Source organism: Virgibacillus sp. DJP39 (genome assembly GCF_049310925.1).
Classification (GTDB): Bacteria; Bacillota; Bacilli; order Bacillales; family Amphibacillaceae; genus Virgibacillus_F.
In genome coordinates, this window is the sequence record NZ_JBMERP010000005.1 from 84546 (window position 1) to 105790 (window position 21245).

A 21245-nucleotide genomic window follows, 5' to 3' on the forward strand; every position below is an offset into this window, starting at 1 on the left:
ATGAAAAATGAAATTTATGATTTCGCTGACGATGCTTTTTATCACTGCAACAATTTCACTTCTACATACCACTAGTTTTACAACAGCCGAGGTAAAGAATAACACAAAACTATCAGTGGTCTCTGAGGAGAATGCATTGGTCGCAATAACCTACACGAATAGTAAACAATTTGTAGTAACAAACAACACAAGCTCAACAATTAAAATAGAACGAATTGAGGTTAGTGGAGAATTTGACCATGAAATTGTTGATTTAGGAAAAAAAGGATCTCACTTTATCAGCCCTGGTGCAGTTCAACCATTTAATATTACCGGAGATCCAAATAAATTAACCGGAAAGGTAATTCAGGTAACAACAAATTGGAATAATGGTAGCGCAGTAATTAAATCAACAATACCAGATATCAAATAGAGAAAAATAAAAGGGGTAATAGAAATGATTAAGATCATAAGAAATCTATTAAATCGAGAAAACAAGAAAATTATGTTTAGCCTTGTCACATTATTAATTATCTCAGCTTCTGTTTCCGTTTATTCCTTTCTACAGCCTACAACGATTACGAACCAAATTAATGACAATACTGCACAGTTTCAAACAACGTATGATTATAAGGCCACCGTTACACCTAATGTACTTAACCCAAACGGCGGTACAATCGAGGTTGGCGATACAATTTTCAAAAAGGTGACAACAGCTATACCTTTCGACTTAAAAACTACAGTAAAATCAGAAAATCCTTTAACGATAAAAGGAACACACGAAGTAAAGTTACTAGTGAAAGCAGGAGAGCTATGGGAGAGAACGTTCCCATTGGAAGAAAAACAATACTTCGAACAAACAGGGAAAGATTTATCAATTGTCGATAATGCTTATACAATAGACATTGCAAAACTCAAAACGTTTATAACACAAGTTGAAGAAGAAATCGGTGTTAGACCTGAACAGTATGCGTTGGAAGTGATCCCAACAATTCAAGGAACGATTAACTTTAATGGAAAAGAAGAGGAGATTCAGCCACAGGAAAGGCTAGTATTTCAATACGCCTATGATGAAATTAACCTAGCTAGTGAGAAAACTTTTACATCTAATGCCTCATTTACCACGACTCAAACAATTAAGAGTACATTTCAACTAATAGGAGTTCCGCTTCCTCTTATTCCAGTCCGAACAGCTAGTACTATATTGTTTATTCTGTTACTAATCTCTGTTAGTTATGCATATAGAGATTTAGTAATCAGTCGCCACGCTCCTTCCTTGACACAAATGGAAAGAATCAATAAAAAGCATGGAAGCAGAATCATACCAGTCACTCAAAAAGTTACCACTGCAGATAAGTCGATTTTTACACTAGACACGTTTAAGTCGATCATAAAAATTGCTGATGAAAAAGAACTTCCTATTTTTTGCTGCAAAGACCATCAAGACGGTGGAGCAGCATATTTCATTGTTGATGGGGATTATATGTACAACTATGAAACTAGTAGAACAGAATTAATACGGAGTGCAAAAAAAGTAGAAGAAAGTGACAAAGCCTATGCAAGAGGTTAATCGCTTTTATCGTTTACTAATCAAGAATCCTAGCAGTAAATTGCGTCTCGTATTTTTATATCGCTATATTTCTCTTCTACTAACTTCATTCTTTTATATACTTGGCCCGCAATCACCATTTATTTTTAAGGCAGGAGTGGCAGTTTCACTGGGAATTTCAGCCTTGATCTTAACCGATCTATATAGAAAGTACGAACATAATACTACAATACTAAAATCAATTGTAATAACAGAAACAATAGGACTGACGTTGTTGCTAATCCCTACAGGTGGTATATCGAGTCCATTTATATGGTATGCACTTAATCCAGTTTTGATTGCAGCAAGCTTTCTGACACCCTTATTTTGTTGGACATCTTTAACATTCTACCTTGGAAGTACTACACTGTTTGCCTATAATGTATTCCGTACTAACGATATAGGAATCTTTTTACAAGAAAAGTCCTATTTCTATTTGGTCTGTATATTAACAACGCTGCTAGCAAGCTTATATGCTAGTCTAACGAAAGAACTCGACTCAAAAGCTTCTCAACTAAAGATAAAGCAGGAAGAATTATTAGCGGTGAATAAAGAAATTACTGAAACAAATCAAAAGTATTCAGAAACATTAGAACACGTCATGTCGCTTTACCACTTAATGGAAAACCTTGCATCAGAGAAAAGTCCTGAGAAGCTAACTAATGAAATAACTAATTCCTTAGTTAAATGTACACAAAGTGATGAAGCGTTCTTTTGGTTAGCAGATCTGGATTACAAAAACAGTTACATAGCTAGTACTTCAAACAGTACTGAAATCGAAATGGCAATCAAGGAAAAGCTGAACAAGCTGAAAGGAAAAAGGGAAGCGTTCGTTAGCAAGATTAATAAAGAATTGTTTTGGATAAAAGTAATTAGAACATCAGGTAATGTCGGGATTTTAGGAGTTAAAATATCAAGTTCCAGTGAAGCCAAAAACACATTTTTTCTGAACCGTCCTTTCGAATTTTTAGCAGATCTTAGTGAAATAATGGTAGAGAGAATACACATGGACAATGTAATGAACCAAATGCTTCTAATCGAAGAACAAAATCGGATCGCCAATGAAATCCATGACAGCGTTTCTCAAAGATTGTTCGGGATTGTTTGTTCATTACACAGCTTACAAGCAAAAAGTGAAACCATAACAAAGGAAGAATTACATGCAGAATACCAATTTCTTTCCCAGTCAACGAACACAACAATAAAAGAACTTCGGTCAGCTATTTACCGGCTAAGTACAGTTAAGAAAGGTGAAGAACCTTTTCTTGTCCGCTTAAAAAAATATTTGGACGAATATGCGAAACTAAACGATGTCAGAATCACCTACCATATAACTGGTGATGAATCTTTAATAGAGAACGATTTAAAGCAAGCGCTCTACCGGATAATATGTGAAGCCTGTGGTAATGCAGTTCGCCATGGGAAATGTGGTGATATTCAACTTAAATTAACATTACTAAATAACAAAACAACACTAGTCATTCAGGATAATGGGATAGGAATTAGTTCGAACTATGTTACCGATGTGGAGGAAAAAGGCATTGGCCTTCTTAACATGAAAAGTATTGTAAAATCGTTTGCTGGCATATTCTCTATAGGTGGTAAATCTGGTATGGGAACAGAAATTGATATCGAAATCCCAAATAAAAAGATACAAAACAAGCAAGGGGTTGCTGGATAGTGAAAATTATTATTGTAGATGATCATCCTTTAGTAAGGCAAGGGCTTACATCAGTACTTTCCTTAGACGAAACAATTGAGGTTTTAGGAGAAGCGACTAACTGTAAAGAGGCATTACACTTAATCTATACGGCACAACCCGATTTAGCTTTAGTAGATCTCCGCATTGCTGGTGAGTCTGGTTTTGACATAATAAAGGAATCAATACGCCAAGGAGCTACATGCAAATTTGTTATTCTAACATCGTCAACAGAAGAAGATGACTTTACACGAGCGAAGGAACTAGGTGTACATGGCTATATATTGAAAGAAGCTTTACCTGAAGAATTGATTCATGGATTACGTGTTATAAGTAAGGGCCGGAAATATTATGACCCTGGTGTCCTTGATTTGGTTATGCAGAATGAAAACATAGCTGACACACACATTGAACAGCTGACACCAAAAGAAAAAGAAGTAATAATTGAGTTAGGCAAAGGCCTTTCGAATAAAGATATTTCAAAGACTTTGTTCATTACCGAATATACAGTTAAAAAACATGTTAGTCAGATATTGGCTAAACTTGGATTGGTAGACAGAACACAAGCAGCACTGTATGCGAACTCAAAAGGGTTAGTAACTTATAGTGTAAATGAAATATAGTCACTCCAGGCTCCCATTTTTCCTGGAGCTTTCCTTTTCATTTCAAACTGCAATCCAATTATTTCTAATTGCAAATAAAGCCGCTTTAGTCCTATTCTCCACATTCAATTTCCTCAAAATAGATCTAACATGATTATTAACAGTTGTAGAAGTTATGAAAAGGCTACTGGCAATGCTCTCGTTATTTTGTCCTTCAACGATCTTTTCAAGCACTTCCCATTCTCTACCTGTTAAAACTTTTTCAGGTCTTTTTAATTCCTTACTGGTAACTTTTATATAATTATATAAAAGGAAAGGGGATAAGTCCGGATGTATATACTGCTTTCCATTCAAAATACTCTTAATCGCAAAAACCAATTCGTCCGATTCCATCCCATTATAAAAATATCCTTGTAGATCTAATTTAAACAATTCGTTTAAGCGATCACTTCTTAAATCAGATGTCCATGCAACTATTTTAATATCATTTTTTAAGCAATGATAAATGAGGTCCGAATTATCTACTTTTATATTCATGTCAATGATAAGTAAATCCGATTCCTGAGCAGCTTCATAAAATGAATTCTGTTGATCAGGATTACACTTGCTTACACTATGTTCACCCAGCTTTTCATTTAGGACTTTAACAATCCCGTCAAGGAATATTCCAGGTTCCTTAATAATCGTTATTTTGCTCATTATTTAACACCTCTAATCGTACCGCATTTTTTAAGTATAGAAACTAATTGGTTGTGGTCGACCCAAAAAGTATCCTTGTCCATAGGGAACACCCAATTCTTATGCTTTTATAGATCTTTTTCACGTTCAAATACTTCCAACACCATTGTGGTATCACCTTCAAAAGGTCGAGCATTAATTTGATTAACCTTTGTTTTCGATGTGAATTGGAAAGCTCATAGGAAAAATAACGGTCTACCTTGGCAATATCTGGCTTAAGCTCTAAAATAGATTGAAGGGTTGATTCACCTTTTCCAATGTCATCAAGAGCAATTAGAAACCCTAGTTGTTTTAACTCTCCTATACTTTGCTGGATTGTTTCTAGACCGGCTACTCTTTCTGCTTCATTTATTTCAAAAAAGATTGACCGTGTATGAATAGCGGTATTAGATCTGATTTTCTTTATATAATGTTGAAATTCAGGATTGGTTAAAGTAGAAGGAAAAATGTTTATATATAGCTTTGACTCTTCCAGATTTGATTTTTCCATATTTAAAAGTACTGATTGCTTTTAAAATTGCTTTCATATCAAATAACCGATTATTTTCCTTAGCATACTTAAACAGTAGCTCTGGATTATTAAAACCATTAGAACGCAGTAAAACTTCATAGCCGTGTGTTAGCTTGTTTGATAAATCCATAATGGGCTGAATCACGTGGTAAAAGTTAGACTATTCAATCAACGAGAAATAGTTTTTACGCTTAAGATAATAGGATAGCCCCCTTTTTGTGCGATCTACCCTATTTTGGAATTACACAATTCTACAGTTTAAACTGGCGCACTAATCCATTCAGCTTTTCAGCCAATTTGGCAAGTTGGTCCGAACTGTCTGACACTTCTTCCATGGAGCTGCTAGTTTGTTGAGAAGAGGCAGATGTTTGTTCCACACCAGCAGCAGATTCTTCAGAGATTGCTGCAATTTCTTCGATAGATTTATTCATCTCTTGGCTATTGGAAGCAATAGTCGATAGATTATCTGAAATCGTTTTAATATTTTGCACCATATCTGTTACTGCTGTACTTATTCCTTTAAATGTTTCACCGGTTGTTCTTATTTGATTTGTTCCTTGTTCAACTTCACTATAGCCTTGATTTAATGAATTAGTTACAATACTAGTTTCATTTTGAATACCACTAACGATGCCAGTAATATCTGCTACTGAAATAGAAACTTGTTCTGCAAGCTTCCTTACTTCATTAGCCACCACTGCAAAACCTTTACCATGTTCTCCTGCTCTTGCAGCTTCAATTGCAGCATTTAATGCAAGCAAATTGGTTTGGTCAGCAATATCTTTAATTACAGAAACTAATTTTGATATCTCTTTAGACTGTGAATCCAATCCTTGTACCTTTTGTACTGCATCCTGTACAATTTGATCTATTTTCGTCATTTGCTGAGTGGACGATTCCATTAATCGAGTGCCTTCACTGGTCAGATTAAGGACTTCGTTTGATGATTGTTGAATAATCTTTCCACTTTCATCAGTTTCCTGGACCTTGGATGTAAAAGAAACCATAGAGGAAGAAAGCTCACTTGCACTATTTGCCTGTGTCTCTGAACCTGAAGCTAATTCCTGCATAGTAGTTGCAATTTGCTGTGATCCAGCTTTTACTTCATTCGCTGATTGCGTTAATTCCTCACTCTGACTGCTGACAGTCTCTGACACATCTGAAACTTCTTTAATTACTCTTCTTAAACTCTCACTCATGGTGTTTATTGCAGTTGCAAGGCGTCCAATTTCATCTTTCCCTTCATAATCTATCTTTTCAACAGCTAAATCTCCTTCAGCAATTCTGTTACTAGTTTGAACTACTTTATTAAGGTTACGTGAAACGATGCGACTTATAAAAAATACAAGTATCGAACCGATTACTACAGAAGCAATCATTGAAGCAACCTGAATAATAAAGGTTAATTGCTGACTTTCTTTAGCTTGTTTAACTGCTTGAGCACGTTCATCGTTTACTATTGTAAGAAGACTTTCTAGTAAACCAACTGTTTCTGATCTTAATGAATTAACATTTCCGGCATAATTACTTGCCAGCGCGACAAATTCACTTTCTACTGCCGGAACAACTTTTTCCGTAAATAATTCGTTCATTTCTTTGTCGTTAGCAATAATTTGATTAAACAATTTTTGTTGGTCTGCAGTATCCATCTTTTTTCTTACTTTGGCTTCTAGCTTATTAAATGTCTCGCGACGTGCCTCATATTCATCTGCAAATAGATTGTCTCCACTTTGAATGTAGCTAATTACACTAAGGCTTTTAGAGCGACTCAATGATCCCATTTCAGTTATATCTATTGCTCGTTGTCCCCTTCATTCTAATTCATTAACATTTTCACCAATGTTCCCAATTAATGTAGAGACAACTGCTGTTGATATTCCGAATAAAATAAATACTACAGCTATTGTAATAGCATATTTCTTGCCTATATTTAAATCTCTAAAATTAACTTTAAAGCCCTTAAGCATATGTAGTTTCTCCCCTGTTGATTGACTGTACAAACAATAATTGAATGAAATATGATAGTCCGCTTTAAGAACTATCATATTTAGTAGTTTATTAATCTATAGTTTAAATTGACGTACTAGATCATTAAGTTCTTCTGCTAATTTTGCAAGGTGTTCTGAGCTTCCTGCAACTTCTTCCATCGAGCTACTCGTTTGCTGCGATGAAGCAGCCGTTTGCTCTACCCCAGCCGCCGATTCTTCTGAGATTGATGCTATTTCTTCAATTGACCCACTCATCTTTTGGCTATTTTCCGCAATGTCAGAAAGGTTTCCTGAAATTGTTGTGATGCTATTAACCATTTCAGTTACTGCATCACTAATTCCGTTAAATGTTTCACCGGTAGTCTTAATTTGACTAGTTCCTAGCTCAACTTCTGAATAGCCACTTTGTAATGATTTCGTGACTGTACTGGTTTCATTTTGAATGTTATCGACAATCCCGGTAATATCTGTAACAGACACCGAAACCTGTTCTGCAAGTTTCCTGACTTCATCAGCTACCACTGCAAAACCTTTTCCATGTTCACCAGCTCTGGCAGCTTCAATTGCAGCATTTAAAGCAAGAAGATTAGTTTGGTCTGCAATATCCTTTATAACAGAAACTAACTTTGAGATTTCCTGAGACTGAACATCTAAACCCTGTACCTTTTGAACTGCATCCTGAACAATTTGGTCAATCATCGCCATTTGTTTTGTTGAAGATGCCATCAGCTGACTACCTTCATTTGTCATTCCTAGTACTTCATTAGATGATACTTGGATTTGTTGTCCGTTACTATTTGCCTCGCCTACTTTTGTAGTGAATGCTGTCATAACAGAAGACAATTCACTAGCACTATTTGCCTGTGTCTCTGATCCAGAAGCTAATTCCTGCATCGTAGTTGCAATCTGCATTGACCCTTCTTTTACTTCGTTAGCTGATTGAATCAACTCTTCACTTTGTCCTGTTACAGAATCTGATACAACATTAATTTTGTTCAATAGTTCTCGTGTATTAGTATTCATTTCGTTGGTAGCAACAACTAGTTGTCCAATCTCATCCCTTGTATTTGCTTCTAATGGTTCCTGGCTTAAATCCCCACCAGCGATTAACTTCATACGCTTCATTACTCTAATGATTGGTTTTGTAATCATGTTTGAAGTAGTTAAAGCTATGACTATACCAAGCACCACAACTAAAAGAGACACTCCAATTCCTACAAGTGATGTAGTCTTGCCACTGGATAGGATATTATTTCCCGCTTCGTTGATTAGGTTTTCTCTTGTTGATGCCATTTCCTCAAATCCGGCGATTATTTCATTGGCAAGTGGCTTAACTTCTGTAGATAATATTTCCATAGCCTCTTCTTTATCACCACTGTCATACGCAGCAAAGACCTTATCTGTAGCAGTTCCCCACTCGATTTTCTTAGCAATAAGTTCATCTACTTTTTTTGAATCACTTAACTTTAAGACTTGCTCTTCAAGCCTTATGCTTTCCTCCAATTCAGCATTGAATTGTTTCCTGAAATCACTTTCTTCATATAATAAAAATCCGCGTATTAGTGCAGTTCTATGTGCCATGTTATATGTAATCTTTTCATCAGCTATCAGCAATGGTAGCTGTTCTTCTACAATATTCTCAGTATCATTATTCGTTTTTTCTAATGCTAAATAGTTATATGCTCCCAGCATAAGAACCAATACAATTACTAGAGAAAAGCCTAACAAAATTTTCTTTTTCACACTATTAAAATTCACTATCTTTTTCATACAAAAATATCCCCTATTTTTCAAGATTTAGTTTAATACTTTCTCTACAGATTCTTTAATTCGATCAGGTGTAAATGGTTTTACTATGAAATCTTTAGCACCTGCCTGAATAGCTTCAAGTACCATTCCCTGCTGTCCCATAGCAGAACACATAATCACTTTGGCATCGGCATTTAGCTTCTTGATTTCTTTCACCGCGTCTACACCGTTCATCTCTGGCATCGTAATGTCCATTGTAATAAGGTCCGGCTTTAACTCCTGATATTTTTCAACTGCATCCCGTCCATTTTCTGCTTCTCCAACAACTTCGTGTCCTAATTTTGTCAAATTATCTTTTAATTGCATCCGCATAAAAGCTGCATCATCCGTTATTAAGATTCTAGCCATCACTGTTATCCTCCTAGATTATCCTTCTATTACTTCCTGAATTTCATTTAATTCCTCAAGATTTAAAATACATTCAAAATCTAATAAAATTAAAAGTTTACTTTCCAATTTTGCTACTCCACTAATAAAAGCCTCATTAACGCCACCAATTATTTTAGGGGCATCCTCAATCACATTCGGGTCAATGTCAATAACATCTGTTGCACTGTCCACGATTAGTCCGACCTGTACATTGTTTACGTCGACTATCAGAACCCGCGTTTCACCTGTAATGCTTGTACTCCCTATCTGTAATCGCTCTTTCAAATCAACTATTGGGGTAATATCGCCACGAAGATTTATGACTCCTTTGATAAATTCCGATGTGCCTGGCACTTTAGTAACTTCATTAAGTCTTTCTATTGAACGAACATGTTGTATATCAACGCCGTACTGCTGCTCCTTTAACTGAAACACTATAACTTTCAAAAATTCTTCCATCAGTAGTCCCTCTTTTCTATTTAATCAGTGCATTCGGATCTATTATCAATGAAATTTGTCCATCTCCTAATATCGTTGCTCCTGAAATACCAAATACATTACCTAAGTAATTGCCCATTGATTTCAAGACAACTTCCTTTTGACCAATCAATGAATCTACTAATAAACCAGTCATCTTGCTTCCTTTTTTAACGACAACTATAGAGTAATGTTTTCTAGTCTCAGACTCCTCCTCAGTTGTAACATGAAATATTTCTGTTAAAGAGACAAGCGGAATGACTTCACCTCTGAAGTCCAATACCTTTTGACCGTGAACAAACATAATTTGTTCTTCCTCTATTAATACCGTTTCTACAATGGAAGAAAGGGGAACTGCATAGGTTTCGCTTTTGACTTTAACCAACAGGGTTGACAGGATGGAAAGTGTTAAAGGTAATTGAATAGAAAACTTACTTCCCTTTTCAGGTTCCGATTCGATAAAAATACTTCCCCCCAGCGATTCAATTTTACTTCTCACTACATCCAAACCAACGCCACGTCCTGAGATATCAGTAATTTCATCAGCTGTACTAAATCCGGATGATAGAATTACCTGATAAACTTCTTGGGCAGATAGTGTTTCTACCTGTTCTGGGGTAAACAATCCATTTTCAATTGCTTTTTCGATCACTTTGTCCCGATTGATTCCAGCGCCGTCATCCTCAATTTCAATTATTACATGGTTACCACTATGAAAAGCCCTTAGGTTCAGATCACCTTCTTCTTGCTTCCCAGATTGCTTCCGCTTATCTTGGGATTCAATACCATGATCAATTGAATTTCTAATCAAATGAACTAACGGATCTCCAATTTCATCAATTACAGTTCTGTCTAGCTCAGTATCAGCTCCAGTGATTTCCAACTTTATTTTCTTGTCTAAATCTTTCGCTAACCCTCTGACCATTCTTGGGAATCGATTAAAGACTTGTTCTATTGGTACCATTCTCATGGAGAGAATCAAATTCTGTAAATCCTCTGAGACTCTTGTCATATGTTCAACTGTTTCCGTTAGTTCTTTGTCTTGTCTTTTCTTTGATAGGTCTTCTAATCTCCCCCTATCAATAACAACCTCCTCAAATAAATTCATCAACTCGTCTATCCGTTCACTGTTTACACGAATTGTTTTAGATGAGACTGCTTTTTCTATTTTTGCTTCTTCACTACTATCTTTTTCTGAATTATCTTCTCCAGGGGTTTTCATACGTTCTTTTGGAGTATAACTTTCCACTTCAACCTTTTTTATTTCTGAAATCTTATGTATATGTACCTTAATTTCATCAGGTTCTTTAGTTGATAAGAGAATAAGTGAAAACTCCTGTTCGAAATTTTCATCCTCCAAATCTTCTACAGTAGGATAGGATTTAATAACCTCTCCCAATTCTTTTAATACTTCAAAAACCATATATACTCGTGCAGCTTTTAGCATACAATCTTCAGTCAATCCAACTACTATGTGTAAAGCTTCATATCCCTGTTCCTTTGCCTGAGAAACAACTGTACTCTGATATTCATCCAATTCAAGGTTAAAATTCTCAATCGTTTGTATATCCTTTTGTTCAACAGGTGTTCCACTTTCAATTAGTTCTAATCGAGAAACAAGACCAGAAACATCCTTCTTTCCATCCCTACCTTGAGCAATTTCATTTACCATTTCCTCTAAGTACACAATTGCTTCAAACGTGACATCAATTACATCTGAACTTACTGCTAACTCACCGTTGCGAATTTTGTCGAGCACATTTTCCATATGATGTGTTAATGATGCAATATCAACAAACTCCATTGTTGCCGCCATACCCTTTAACGTATGTGCAGAGCGAAAAATCTCATTAACGATCATTAAATCCTTGGGTTGCTTTTCTAAAATTAACAGGTTATCATTAACGGCTTGTAAATGTTCACGACTCTCGTCAAGAAACATTTCTGTGTATTGATTCGTTTCCATCCAATACTTCCTCTCTGGATTACTTTAATCTAGTAATAAATAAATTTCCATTTCTCCTATTTCTTCAAAGACTACTGTTACTTTGAGAGCTTTATTGAAACCAGATAATGTTGTATTCCCCTGAATAATTGTTGGTGAAGTTATGCCTGTGTTGATTCCTTCTTTAACTATATTTGTTGAAAGACTTCCAGCAATCATATTACCTAGTTCGCCGCTAAACGACGTAAGCATTTCACCTTCTAAAGCCATGCCAAACATAGATTCACCAATTGATCCAAATACGTTTGTATCACCCGACAAAACTAATTTACCTTTGACATCACCAGTAATACCAATTAATACACCAAACTGTATTTGCAGCATTTGCTCAAGTAATGAAGGTTTCGAAATTTTATGCTCTATCGGTACGACAGTTTTTAAAGAAATGTATCTTCCGTTCAGTAATTCTTTTACAGACCTATTTCTTTCTTCAGTTGTAATTGCCAATATATCCAACTCCTCTTTATTAAATAAAGTCTTAGAAAACTTGGCTTTTCGCCAGACCTGATGGCAAAGCCTTAGTTGCGCCTATGCAGAAGGAAGTTTTTATACTTTCTTTCTGCAAAAAAAAAAATAGCTATCCCTTTCAAACATGGAATAGCCAACAGATTTAAATAATACTATTTAATCATTGGTAGCCAGGCGATCATTGCGTGTTATTTAACCACACTTTATACCCTTTGCTTTGCGTCCTAATCTTTCGAATAGTTTGCCTTTATCAAATGTATGCAACTTTATAACTATTACTTTAGTCATGATAAATTATTGCTGCCTAAAAGTCAACATAAATCGACAAATTTTTTAAATGAATACATACTCTCTTTTTATCGGCACAAAAGGACGAGAGTTCAATATTTAAAAAATTGTAAGGAGAATTAATGGCCGCTAATACACCACCAACTCTCACAAGAACTAGACTATAATTTAAAACGAATCACTTGCTCATTTAGCTGTTCTGCTAGCTGTGCAAGCTCATCAGCACTATTTGATACTTCCTCCATTGAGCTACTGGACTGTTCTGCAGATGCAGCTGCTTCCTCAACACCTGCTGCTGTCTCCTCTGAAACAGATGCAATTTCTTCTATTGATCTACTCATCTTTATACTATTTCCAGATATATCCTTAAGGTTCTCTGAAATGGTTTGAATTTTAGACACCACGTCGTTGACAGACTGATTTATTTTTTCAAAGGTGTCCCCAGTTACACCTATTTGTTTTGAACCTTCATCCACTGCTTTATAGCCATCTTCTAATGAAAGTGCAACACCGTTAGACTCTTTTTGAATTTTACTAACTATATCTGTGATATCCTCAACTGAATTGCTTACTTGTTCTGCCAGTTTACGAACCTCGTTTGCAACAACCGCAAACCCTTTACCACTTTCCCCAGCACGGGCAGCTTCAATTGCTGCATTCAAGGCTAAAAGATTCGTTTGGTCTGCAACATCTTTAATTACAGAAACTAATTTAGATATTTCTTTTGATTGAGAATCAAGCCCTCTAACTTTACCTAAAGCATCACTAACAATCTGATCAATATTTTTCATTTGTGCAACAGACTTTTTCATTAGCTTATTACCTGTATCAGTCATGATAAGTACATCCTGTGATGATTTGGAGACTTCCTCCCCATTTTCATAGGCTTGTTCAACTTTACTATTAAACTGTTCCATTAGTTCGGCTAAATCAGTAGCACTGTTTGCCTGTGTTTCTGCACCAGATGATACTTCCTGCATAGTTGAAGCGATTTGTTCACTACCGCCTTTTACTTCACTTGCAGATTGAATAAGTACCTCACTTTGACCAGTAACCCGTTTTGATGCATTAGTTACTTGATAGACAATGTTATGCAGGTTTTCCTTCATTTGATTTACGGAACCAGCCAATTCACTCAGTTCATCTTTGCTATTTGTGGTAATTGGTTCTCCCGTGAGATCTCCTTTTTCAATTTGTTCCATTCCACTTTTAATTCTTCTAATGCTCTGAAGCAGACCCTTTACAAAGAAGTAGACGATTGTTAGACCTGCAACAATGGAAATCACTGCCGTTATTAACGTCGTTTTTAAAATATCATTACGTAATAATGTTGCTAGTTTAGACATTTCGAAATCCATTCCAACTACACCTATCACGTTTCCGTTTGAGCCCGTGATTGTTTTTGCTAATGTAATGGTTGATTTACCTGTACCAGTATCAATATATGGAGTAGTCCAGACGACCTCTCCTTCTGCTTCAGTAGCTTTTTTATACCACTCGGTTGTTCGTGGATCATAACTAGTTAAATCAACTTCTTCTGGAGGAATATTATTTAAATAAAATGCGCCTTCATCTGTAGACATATATAGATTTAAAAGATAATCGTAGTCCGCAGAAACATCTTTAAGATATGATTCATAAAAGGAAGTTTTAATTGGATCATTTACTGTTGGCATATTTACAAACTCTTTTTCAGCATCAGTTGGAAATGCATATGTTTCTGGGTTCATCTCTGCTGATTTTGAGATCTTAGTTAGGACGCTCTCATACTTAGCAAATACTTCTTGTGACTTTTTAGACATTGCTTCTATATCTTCTTTTTGAAGTACTGCTTTTTCTAAAATGGCAGTTTGCTGATAGGAAAAATAACCTACTAAAGATAGTGGAATTATTAATAAAACTATCATGAAAATTGGTAATTTATATTTTATTAGTTTGAGTTTATTCATCTAGATTTCCCCTTTTTTTTCATACTTTTTTTGTGATAAAAAATAGCTATCCTAATTAATAGAATAGCCAACACAATTTAATATATATGTATAATTAAATTGACGTATTGGTAACCAGGCTGTCATGACATTTGGAATTTATCTTCCATGTATGCGGTAGACCCTAAGCTTTGCGTCCTATCCTTTCAGATAGTTTGCCTTTATCATTTATTATAGTACTTTTTATCTAGTTATAAAGTAATAGTAGTTTACTTCTATTTATAAATCAACAACAATCGACAATACAGGCATTGCTGATATTCTATATATCGACATAAACCCAAAATAATAAATAGTTGGAAATTAATTATTCATATGTAATCCATATCAGTACTTACATAGTGTTCCTATAACTCAATGATAGTTTTAGCTGATACGGAAGAATTTTATAATCTATCAAAATTAAGGTTGAAAAAGATTCAAATAAAGCATATAATTAAATCTGGTTCATCAGGGGGCATTAGCTCAGCTGGGAGAGCGCCACGCTGGCAGCGTGGAGGTCAGCGGTTCGAGCCCGCTATGCTCCATACTTTCCTAAAAAAAAAGAACGACACCACTTTCTCTAAAAGAAAATGGTGTCGTTCTTTTTTGTTGTCCTTCATCTAATTAATAGGGTATTAAATTTTCACGCCTTCTGGCCAATGTAGATCATGCTCTTCAACACTAGTAATCTCGTTATTTTCATCAACAAACACTACTTTTGGTTTTAGGTGTTCTATTTCTTCATCAGTAAATAGTCCTTGACTTAGAATTATAACCAAATCACCTGGTGAAAATAAATTTGCTGGCGGGCCGTTTAAACAAATACGATTTGAACCCTCTGGAGCTGGAATTGCATACGTCTTCCATCTGGCTGCATTTTTTAAATTTGCAATCTGCACCATTTCATATGGTTTTATATTAGCCTCTTTCATTAACTGATAGTCAATCGTTATACTACCAACATAATCAAGTTCAGCTTCAGTTACTGTAGCTCTATGTATCTTTCCCTTACACATCATTCGTTGCATGTAAAATTCCTCCTCAATTAATCTATCTAATTAGTATAAAGTAAACAATAGGACATCTCAACGATAAATAACTTAAAAATCGGCAAAAAAAGCTAAAACCCGAGCTTGCTGCCAATCGGATTTTAGCCTTTTTCACTATTTTATTTTTAAACCAGGATATATTAAGGAAGGCCAGAATACAAATCAGTTAATACCCTTTACCTTTTCACTTCATAACCACAACTTTCAATCGCTGCTTCAGCAAGCACTTGAAGTGAGTCGATGTACCTCCCATTTAGTAAAAGGTCGTGCTTTACAAGTGATAGCTCTGTACACCCTAAAATAATTTTATCGCAACCAGCATTAAACATAGCTTGTTCAACAGTTGTCCACTTCTCTCTGGTCACTGGCTTTCCTGCTTTAATGTCGTCATAGATAATTGACATGACGACTGATTGAATATAGGTATCCGAAACTGTATAATCTATCCCGAATTCCTTACATTCTGCTTGGTAAACGCCCGTTTGAATCGTACCAGTCGTTGCTAAGATCCCTATATTTTGATTACCATTATAGACTGCTCTTGAAACAGTCTCACGAATCATATTAATAACAGGTAAGTCAGTTCCTGCCTGAATACGATTTAAAAATGAATGAGCTGTATTACATGGCATTGCAAGCACTTCTGCACCGGTAGATTCAAGTCTGTGCGCATCAGATATAATCAAAGGTACAGGATCTTCATTACTTTGGTCTAAAATAAAAGCCGTGCGGTCTGGTATGTTTGTATTATTTGTAATAATCATATTTACATGGTCCTGATCTTTTTCTGCAACTGTCTTTCTTACAATCATCTCACCTATGAACATCGTAGCCAACGGACCAACTCCGCCGATGATACCTAATGTTTTTTTATCCACGATTACCTCACCTTCTTCATGTCTATTTTTCGCCTTACTCATTCTGTTTGTTTGGTTTTTTACGTAATCGTTTTATCATTGGAATAACTCTTTCAAGTATTGTATACATAAATGGTTTATACACCTTGTCAATTTCTTCGATGTACTCCGTTGACTCTTCTTTTGTATAATCCATCTGATTTTTCGAAAAAGCCACCAAAGTCATACTGTGTAGCGCCTGTTTCTATTCCCCATTTAATCATTTCATAATTCATAAGATGATTAGGGTTAAAATTCCTTTTTACATTGGTACTCACTGCATAAAGATAGTACATCAGCTTATCCTGATCATCATCCTTTGAAATAAGACGGAATAATCCTGGATTGTCATAAAGCTTGTAAAGTTCATCCGAATAAGATACTTCAGGATTAAATTTTAACATAATTGATTTTTTCTTTGCTAACTTCTCAGCTTCTTTAATCAACTTCCCTAACAAACATTATGGTGATGTAATTTGGATTGCTTATTACGGATGCTAAAAAAGTTTGGCCATAATGAACAAGCTGTGCTTGCAGTCATTTCCCGTATGAATAAACAGGGCTGGGTAAAGTCAGAAAAACAGGGAAATAAAGTTATTATTCGTTAACAGGACAGGGAAACCAAGAATGAATGAAGCATCTAAGCGTATCTATAAATTAGAACAAACTGAATGGGATAAGATGAAGGATGCTCATTTACACCATTCATGAAGAAAAACGCCATTTGCCCTGATGAACTAAGAGACAAGAGTTGATTTGGAGTGGTTTTGGCCTTTTGTCAAATAGCTGTTGGATCACGCGCAATCCACTAGAGCAACAAATCAACAGTCTCATTGACAAATATGGAGTCGCCCCATATGTTACTTTCTTCCTAGCGACATATAAGGGAATGAGTGATCATTCCCTTATCGTTGAAAAGTGCTGGGACCTAGAAAATATAAATGAACATTCGCATGCTCGGTTACGGCGTGTGCACCGCATTTTTATCAGACCTCCCAGGGTAAGCGCACATTCTACCTCTCCAAGTCGCCACTTCATTTACACTGTGTACAATTCGGCAGTAATGACTTTAACTTGTTTGCAAGTCTCGCCCAAGTACATCTAGCTATTATGAAACTCGTGTTCCTAGAGGTGGAGATTTTCCACCGACTTCCTTCAGATTCTGGGTCATCCCAGACACTCTTGTCTTAAGTCTTAAGCTAACCACTACTACTGCCTTCGTAGCTCAGGACTTCAACCCTAAAGGAATGTGTGCATGCCTGGTACACAAAATAACCGATCTCTCTTTACAAGAGGGACCGGTTATTAATGTTATATAATTCGTATTTCATTCGTTATTTTCTCAGGGTATGATCACTGCTATCATACAATTTTAAAGCTTTTGACTTGGGATAACTTAAGCTGTATATACTTTAGTTCTTAATTTGTTAATCGCAACTCCCATACACAAGCGCCATCTTTAGAAAGAATCCGACAAAAACTCATTAAACTTTAAATCATTCTGAAAGTTTATTCAGAATTCCCCCTATTGAAATTATAGAACTTCCGTGACCTTTTTAACCTGCTTACCTGATTGAATGATTGATTGTTCTACTAAAACCCGCATGGCATCAACTGTATATTGTTCTGCTTCATCACTTAATGGTATGCAGGATAATTCAGTGCAACCTAAAATAATGCACATACATCCCTCTTTAAATACTAGTTCATTTATTATCCGATCAAGTTCACTTGGATCAATTGATTCATCGGCTTTGAAACGATAGATAATTTCCATTATCAAGCTTTGAATTTGTTCGTTTGGAACAACCGCTTCCATTCCAAATTTTTGACACCCCTTTTGATAAATGCCACTATTGATCGTACCATTTGTTGCTAGAATGCCAACTTTGGCGTCACTTCCATATGTTTCCCTAATGAACTTCGACGTTTCGTCAATCATATTAATAATGTTTATGCTGGTCATCGCTTGCATAGTATCAAAAAAATAATGGGACGTGTTACATGGAATCGCAATATTGGCCACATCAGTTTTTTCAAATAGGTCAAAATCCTTTTTTACCGCAGCCAAAAAGGCTGTTTCTTTTTTATTTAATATCGCATCGGTCCGATCAGGAATTGTTGCGTGATTTAGGATGATCATATCTAGGTGGTCCTGGTCTTTTCTGGCTAGCGTATGTTCAATGACTTGTTCAAAAAATAATGACGTGGCCATTGGACCCATACCGCCTAACACCCCTAGTTTTTTTTGTTCCATTGGTAAACCACCTACTTTATAACCCTATAGTTTTAAAAATTGTTGCTTTTAATGTAATGCTTTTAATGCTATTTCTGTTTATCAAATAAAATTTCCTGAATGCCAATAATTTGCATTGTTTCGCGACATTTACCTGCGATTAGGATTATATCATTTTTTCCACTGATGTCAATGGTATTGAATAGCTAGTTCACGATCCATAATTGCATTATAATTGCCATTAAACTATCCATTGCTTTGGAAATTTAATCAATAATCATAACCGGATCAGTTTTTTCGGATTACCTAATGTTACCACAGATAAATCAGCAAACTTTGCTACCATGCGACTCATGCTAATTAGCTTTTCTTTCCCTTTATCACTAGCATCTTCGTAAACACCAAATACGAGGATCAATCTCTCTTTTATCGCGCAGGATATTGCTGCCAGGCTGTTGTAAACTTAAATCTCACCAAGTAGTTTCACTTTATGTACTTCCTTCCAGATGGTGTGTTCACAGTATGCTTTTCGATTGTTCCCGTATGTAAGTAGAACGGTTCCTTAGTCTTAAACTCGTTGGATCAGTTTTCGACCATATTCCTCATCCACATTGACGATATTAAATTCATTTATTAGATCAAACAAATGTGCCCTTGTCTTAAAATTTCATCCCTACCTTTATGCAATTCCAATTGATCTGGCGATAGGTTGATGAATATGGTCCATACTGGACTTACTATATGCGAACCGCTTCAATTTAACGCATGTGAGGAGACTTCTATGATACTATTTTCGTTTTCACGTCCACCAATTGCGAAAAAAACTGTTGAAGATTTAACGAATCTGGTGTGGTGTTTTATTTTTGAATGTGCTCATTACGGATATCGTCCCAGTTGTTCCAATTAGATTTAGTTGTTGGTAGGATTATCGCAAAAATCAGTAGCACCCCGTGCTAAAGCATCCCGTGAATTAGCGACTTGCAAAACGATAACATCTTCCTGCACGTGGTGTATATCTTTTTCAACAATGGTGGTTGATGCACCCTTGTTAATTGCAGTTTCAACAAATTGATATCCATCAACAGCAAAACTTAAAATTGCGACAAAAATACCACCCTTGACAACTTCTCTGGAGTTATAGGCATTGCCTTTATTTCCTTTGCTGAATCACCTATTATTCTAGTATAGGTGAGATCTTGTAATACAGAGGATAATAACATCATTTCAGCTCCTCACTCTGCTACTATACCGCTTAGTTTCTCGTGGTTAACGGGAAATTAATTTGCCGACTTTTGACTTCATAAAAGCTATACCCGGTTTCGGATCATTTATATCCCAGATTGCGTTCACTTTAGGACGCACAAGTGACATTAGCACTTTACCAATGGAGAGCTGTCCGGTTTTTAAGTAATCTTTCACCGCTAGCATATCTTCATACCCGTACCAAAATGCTGTGTTTGTTTCCGATTGAATTGCTTTTGGCTCCAATGGATTCCCTGTAAGTTCCATATAGGTAATGTATGGCATATTCAAACCGATCTTGTACAACATATGATTAAAGTTTGTCATACGCGCATTAATCTCAATTAGATAATAATCACCTGTTTGTGCATCTTTTTTAAATTCAATTTCGGCAAAACCTTTAAAACCAATTGCTTCAAAAAATTTAGAGCCGATCTGATACAGTTCTGGCACATGTTTTTGCACGGTAAATACTGATGCACCGAAATTGATTGGATATTGACGGTGTTTTTGGCATGTAGCCCAATGTGTAACCTTCGCATCCTGATTTAAATATGCATCAAACGTGTACATATGGTCGTCAAATCCCGGAATAATCCGTTGTACAATTACTTCTAGATTTGCATCCTTTGCCTTCTGTAAGGCCTCATCCAATTCCTCTCTTGTATGCACTTTAAACAATTTCTGTCTGAACTTCGAAACAAACGTTGGTGAATCTGTAGGTTTAACAAGACATGGAAACTGAATAATCGAGTCAACTTTTTCATAAAAATTAGAATCTGTCACTTGAATGGTTTCCGGAACCTTTATTCCTTTTTCAATTGCTAGCTGATGCAGTGTGTCTTTATTCATTACTTTTCTGTAAAGCCCTTGTTCCGTTTGTGGAATCAAATAATAGCCCTTGAGCTCGTCCAGTCTTGTATCTATCACTTCCAAATAAGAATCATGACATGGAATCAGGACTGGCTTTGCATCTTGTTTTTTTGCGTAGTCAATTAAAAAGTCAAGAAACGCATCAGAGTCATTTTTATAGTGTGGCGCAATCAATTTTTCCGAGCAATACTTCGACTCCGCACCATATCTCTCTTTTTCTGTGTAATCAACTGCTACCGTGTTAATGCCGTTTATCCCTAAACATCTAATCGCACTTAAACCTATATAATAGTTATTCCCTAAAATTACTGCCTTATTTTCCATACTATCTACTCCTTAATTACTACAGTTTATATACAACTATTATACATAAAAATTCACCTTATGAATATGTTTGACATCCTGTTATAGGTGTCAAGTTTTTTTTCGATGAAGTTATAAGACCAATATTTCTGGCA

At 35.7% G+C, this 21245-nt stretch carries 21 protein-coding genes, 1 tRNA gene, 2 pseudogenes and 2 riboswitches; of the genes and pseudogenes, 6 read left to right on the top strand and 18 right to left on the bottom strand.

Annotated elements, in window-relative coordinates; translation table 11 throughout:
- The first annotated feature begins 7 nt into the window (after positions 1 to 7).
- The 4 genes from ACOI1D_RS03620 to ACOI1D_RS03635 are packed head-to-tail and all read left to right on the top strand — an operon-like array spanning position 8 to position 3889.
- Positions 8 to 412 (top strand): hypothetical protein, encoded by a 405-nt coding sequence (locus tag ACOI1D_RS03620; RefSeq protein ID WP_422499285.1) that lies wholly within the window; start codon positions 8 to 10, stop codon positions 410 to 412.
- 24 nt (positions 413 to 436) lie between these two features.
- On the top strand, positions 437 to 1549 hold the full coding sequence (locus ACOI1D_RS03625; protein ID WP_422499286.1) for a DUF5305 family protein: 1113 nt from the start codon (positions 437 to 439) through the stop codon (positions 1547 to 1549).
- On the top strand, positions 1536 to 3248 hold the full coding sequence (locus ACOI1D_RS03630) for a sensor histidine kinase (RefSeq protein WP_422499287.1): 1713 nt from the start codon (positions 1536 to 1538) through the stop codon (positions 3246 to 3248). Before ACOI1D_RS03625 ends, ACOI1D_RS03630 begins: the two co-directional genes overlap by 14 nt.
- Positions 3248 to 3889: a response regulator gene (locus ACOI1D_RS03635; protein ID WP_422499288.1), complete on the top strand. Its 642-nt coding sequence runs from the start codon at positions 3248 to 3250 to the stop codon at positions 3887 to 3889. The genes ACOI1D_RS03630 and ACOI1D_RS03635 overlap by 1 nt, the downstream gene beginning before the upstream one ends.
- Before the next feature lie 42 nt (positions 3890 to 3931).
- Here ACOI1D_RS03635 and ACOI1D_RS03640 read toward each other — a convergent pair whose 3' ends face one another.
- From ACOI1D_RS03640 to ACOI1D_RS03685, 10 genes are all read right to left on the bottom strand, one after another.
- Positions 3932 to 4567: a helix-turn-helix domain-containing protein gene (locus ACOI1D_RS03640; protein WP_422499289.1), complete on the bottom strand. Its 636-nt coding sequence runs from the start codon at positions 4565 to 4567 to the stop codon at positions 3932 to 3934.
- A gap of 43 nt (positions 4568 to 4610) precedes the next feature.
- The gene (locus ACOI1D_RS03645) at positions 4611 to 5096 is read right to left on the bottom strand and encodes an EAL domain-containing protein (RefSeq protein ID WP_422499290.1); all 486 of its coding nucleotides are present in this window, start codon (positions 5094 to 5096) and stop codon (positions 4611 to 4613) included.
- Positions 5097 to 5368: 272 nt separating this feature from the next.
- Positions 5369 to 6898, bottom strand: coding sequence for a methyl-accepting chemotaxis protein (locus tag ACOI1D_RS03650; RefSeq protein WP_422499292.1), 1530 nt, complete (start codon positions 6896 to 6898; stop codon positions 5369 to 5371).
- A 30-nt stretch (positions 6899 to 6928) separates the two neighbouring features.
- The gene (locus ACOI1D_RS03655) at positions 6929 to 7117 is read right to left on the bottom strand and encodes a hypothetical protein (RefSeq protein ID WP_422499293.1); all 189 of its coding nucleotides are present in this window, start codon (positions 7115 to 7117) and stop codon (positions 6929 to 6931) included.
- Between the two features lie 63 nt (positions 7118 to 7180).
- Complete coding sequence (locus ACOI1D_RS03660) at positions 7181 to 8875, bottom strand: methyl-accepting chemotaxis protein (RefSeq protein ID WP_422499295.1); 1695 nt, start codon at positions 8873 to 8875, stop codon at positions 7181 to 7183.
- A gap of 27 nt (positions 8876 to 8902) precedes the next feature.
- The gene (locus tag ACOI1D_RS03665; protein WP_422499296.1) at positions 8903 to 9262 is read right to left on the bottom strand and encodes a response regulator; all 360 of its coding nucleotides are present in this window, start codon (positions 9260 to 9262) and stop codon (positions 8903 to 8905) included.
- A gap of 18 nt (positions 9263 to 9280) precedes the next feature.
- Complete coding sequence (locus tag ACOI1D_RS03670) at positions 9281 to 9742, bottom strand: chemotaxis protein CheW (RefSeq protein WP_422499298.1); 462 nt, start codon at positions 9740 to 9742, stop codon at positions 9281 to 9283.
- A 16-nt stretch (positions 9743 to 9758) separates the two neighbouring features.
- Complete coding sequence (locus tag ACOI1D_RS03675) at positions 9759 to 11726, bottom strand: chemotaxis protein CheA (protein WP_422499299.1); 1968 nt, start codon at positions 11724 to 11726, stop codon at positions 9759 to 9761.
- A gap of 24 nt (positions 11727 to 11750) precedes the next feature.
- Entirely contained in the window at positions 11751 to 12212 is a 462-nt protein-coding gene (locus ACOI1D_RS03680) for a chemotaxis protein CheX (RefSeq protein WP_422499300.1), read from the bottom strand.
- Between the two features lie 183 nt (positions 12213 to 12395).
- A riboswitch (cyclic di-GMP riboswitch) is annotated at positions 12396 to 12489 on the bottom strand.
- Between the two features lie 193 nt (positions 12490 to 12682).
- The gene (locus ACOI1D_RS03685) at positions 12683 to 14470 is read right to left on the bottom strand and encodes a methyl-accepting chemotaxis protein (RefSeq protein ID WP_422499301.1); all 1788 of its coding nucleotides are present in this window, start codon (positions 14468 to 14470) and stop codon (positions 12683 to 12685) included.
- A gap of 106 nt (positions 14471 to 14576) precedes the next feature.
- Positions 14577 to 14679, bottom strand: a riboswitch (cyclic di-GMP riboswitch).
- A 284-nt stretch (positions 14680 to 14963) separates the two neighbouring features.
- Here ACOI1D_RS03685 and ACOI1D_RS03690 point away from each other — a divergent pair.
- Positions 14964 to 15036, top strand: a tRNA-Ala gene (locus ACOI1D_RS03690).
- 90 nt (positions 15037 to 15126) lie between these two features.
- Here the strand turns inward: ACOI1D_RS03690 and panD are convergent.
- The 4 genes from panD to ACOI1D_RS03710 form a co-directional block, all read right to left on the bottom strand.
- Positions 15127 to 15519, bottom strand: coding sequence for an aspartate 1-decarboxylase (gene panD / locus ACOI1D_RS03695; protein WP_422499302.1), 393 nt, complete (start codon positions 15517 to 15519; stop codon positions 15127 to 15129).
- A gap of 197 nt (positions 15520 to 15716) precedes the next feature.
- Positions 15717 to 16460 (bottom strand): aspartate/glutamate racemase family protein, encoded by a 744-nt coding sequence (locus ACOI1D_RS03700; RefSeq protein WP_422499303.1) that lies wholly within the window; start codon positions 16458 to 16460, stop codon positions 15717 to 15719.
- Positions 16453 to 16593, bottom strand: a complete 141-nt coding sequence (locus ACOI1D_RS03705) for a hypothetical protein (RefSeq protein ID WP_422499304.1) — start codon at positions 16591 to 16593, stop codon at positions 16453 to 16455. The genes ACOI1D_RS03700 and ACOI1D_RS03705 overlap by 8 nt, the downstream gene beginning before the upstream one ends.
- A complete protein-coding gene (locus tag ACOI1D_RS03710) occupies positions 16547 to 16840 on the bottom strand; it encodes a GNAT family N-acetyltransferase (RefSeq protein WP_422499306.1) in 294 nt (97 codons plus the stop codon). Before ACOI1D_RS03710 ends, ACOI1D_RS03705 begins: the two co-directional genes overlap by 47 nt.
- Positions 16841 to 16877: 37 nt before the next feature.
- On the opposite strand from ACOI1D_RS03710, the pseudogene ACOI1D_RS03715 reads away from it, so the two are divergent.
- Positions 16878 to 17382, top strand: a pseudogene (locus tag ACOI1D_RS03715) (phenylacetic acid degradation operon negative regulatory protein PaaX); the annotation flags it as partial.
- A gap of 588 nt (positions 17383 to 17970) precedes the next feature.
- Here ACOI1D_RS03715 and ACOI1D_RS03720 read toward each other — a convergent pair.
- The 4 genes and pseudogenes from ACOI1D_RS03720 to ACOI1D_RS03735 form a co-directional block, all read right to left on the bottom strand.
- Positions 17971 to 18693, bottom strand: a complete 723-nt coding sequence (locus tag ACOI1D_RS03720) for an aspartate/glutamate racemase family protein (RefSeq protein ID WP_422499307.1) — start codon at positions 18691 to 18693, stop codon at positions 17971 to 17973.
- Positions 18694 to 18949: 256 nt separating this feature from the next.
- Positions 18950 to 19090 carry a hypothetical protein gene (locus ACOI1D_RS03725; protein WP_422499308.1) on the bottom strand — a complete coding sequence of 47 codons (141 nt, stop codon included), beginning with the start codon at positions 19088 to 19090 and terminating at the stop codon, positions 18950 to 18952.
- Between the two features lie 491 nt (positions 19091 to 19581).
- A pseudogene (locus ACOI1D_RS03730) lies at positions 19582 to 19800 on the bottom strand (Mur ligase domain-containing protein); the annotation flags it as partial.
- Positions 19801 to 19938: 138 nt separating this feature from the next.
- On the bottom strand, positions 19939 to 21111 hold the full coding sequence (locus ACOI1D_RS03735) for a carboxylate--amine ligase (RefSeq protein ID WP_422499309.1): 1173 nt from the start codon (positions 21109 to 21111) through the stop codon (positions 19939 to 19941).
- Between the last annotated feature and the right edge of the window lie 134 nt (positions 21112 to 21245).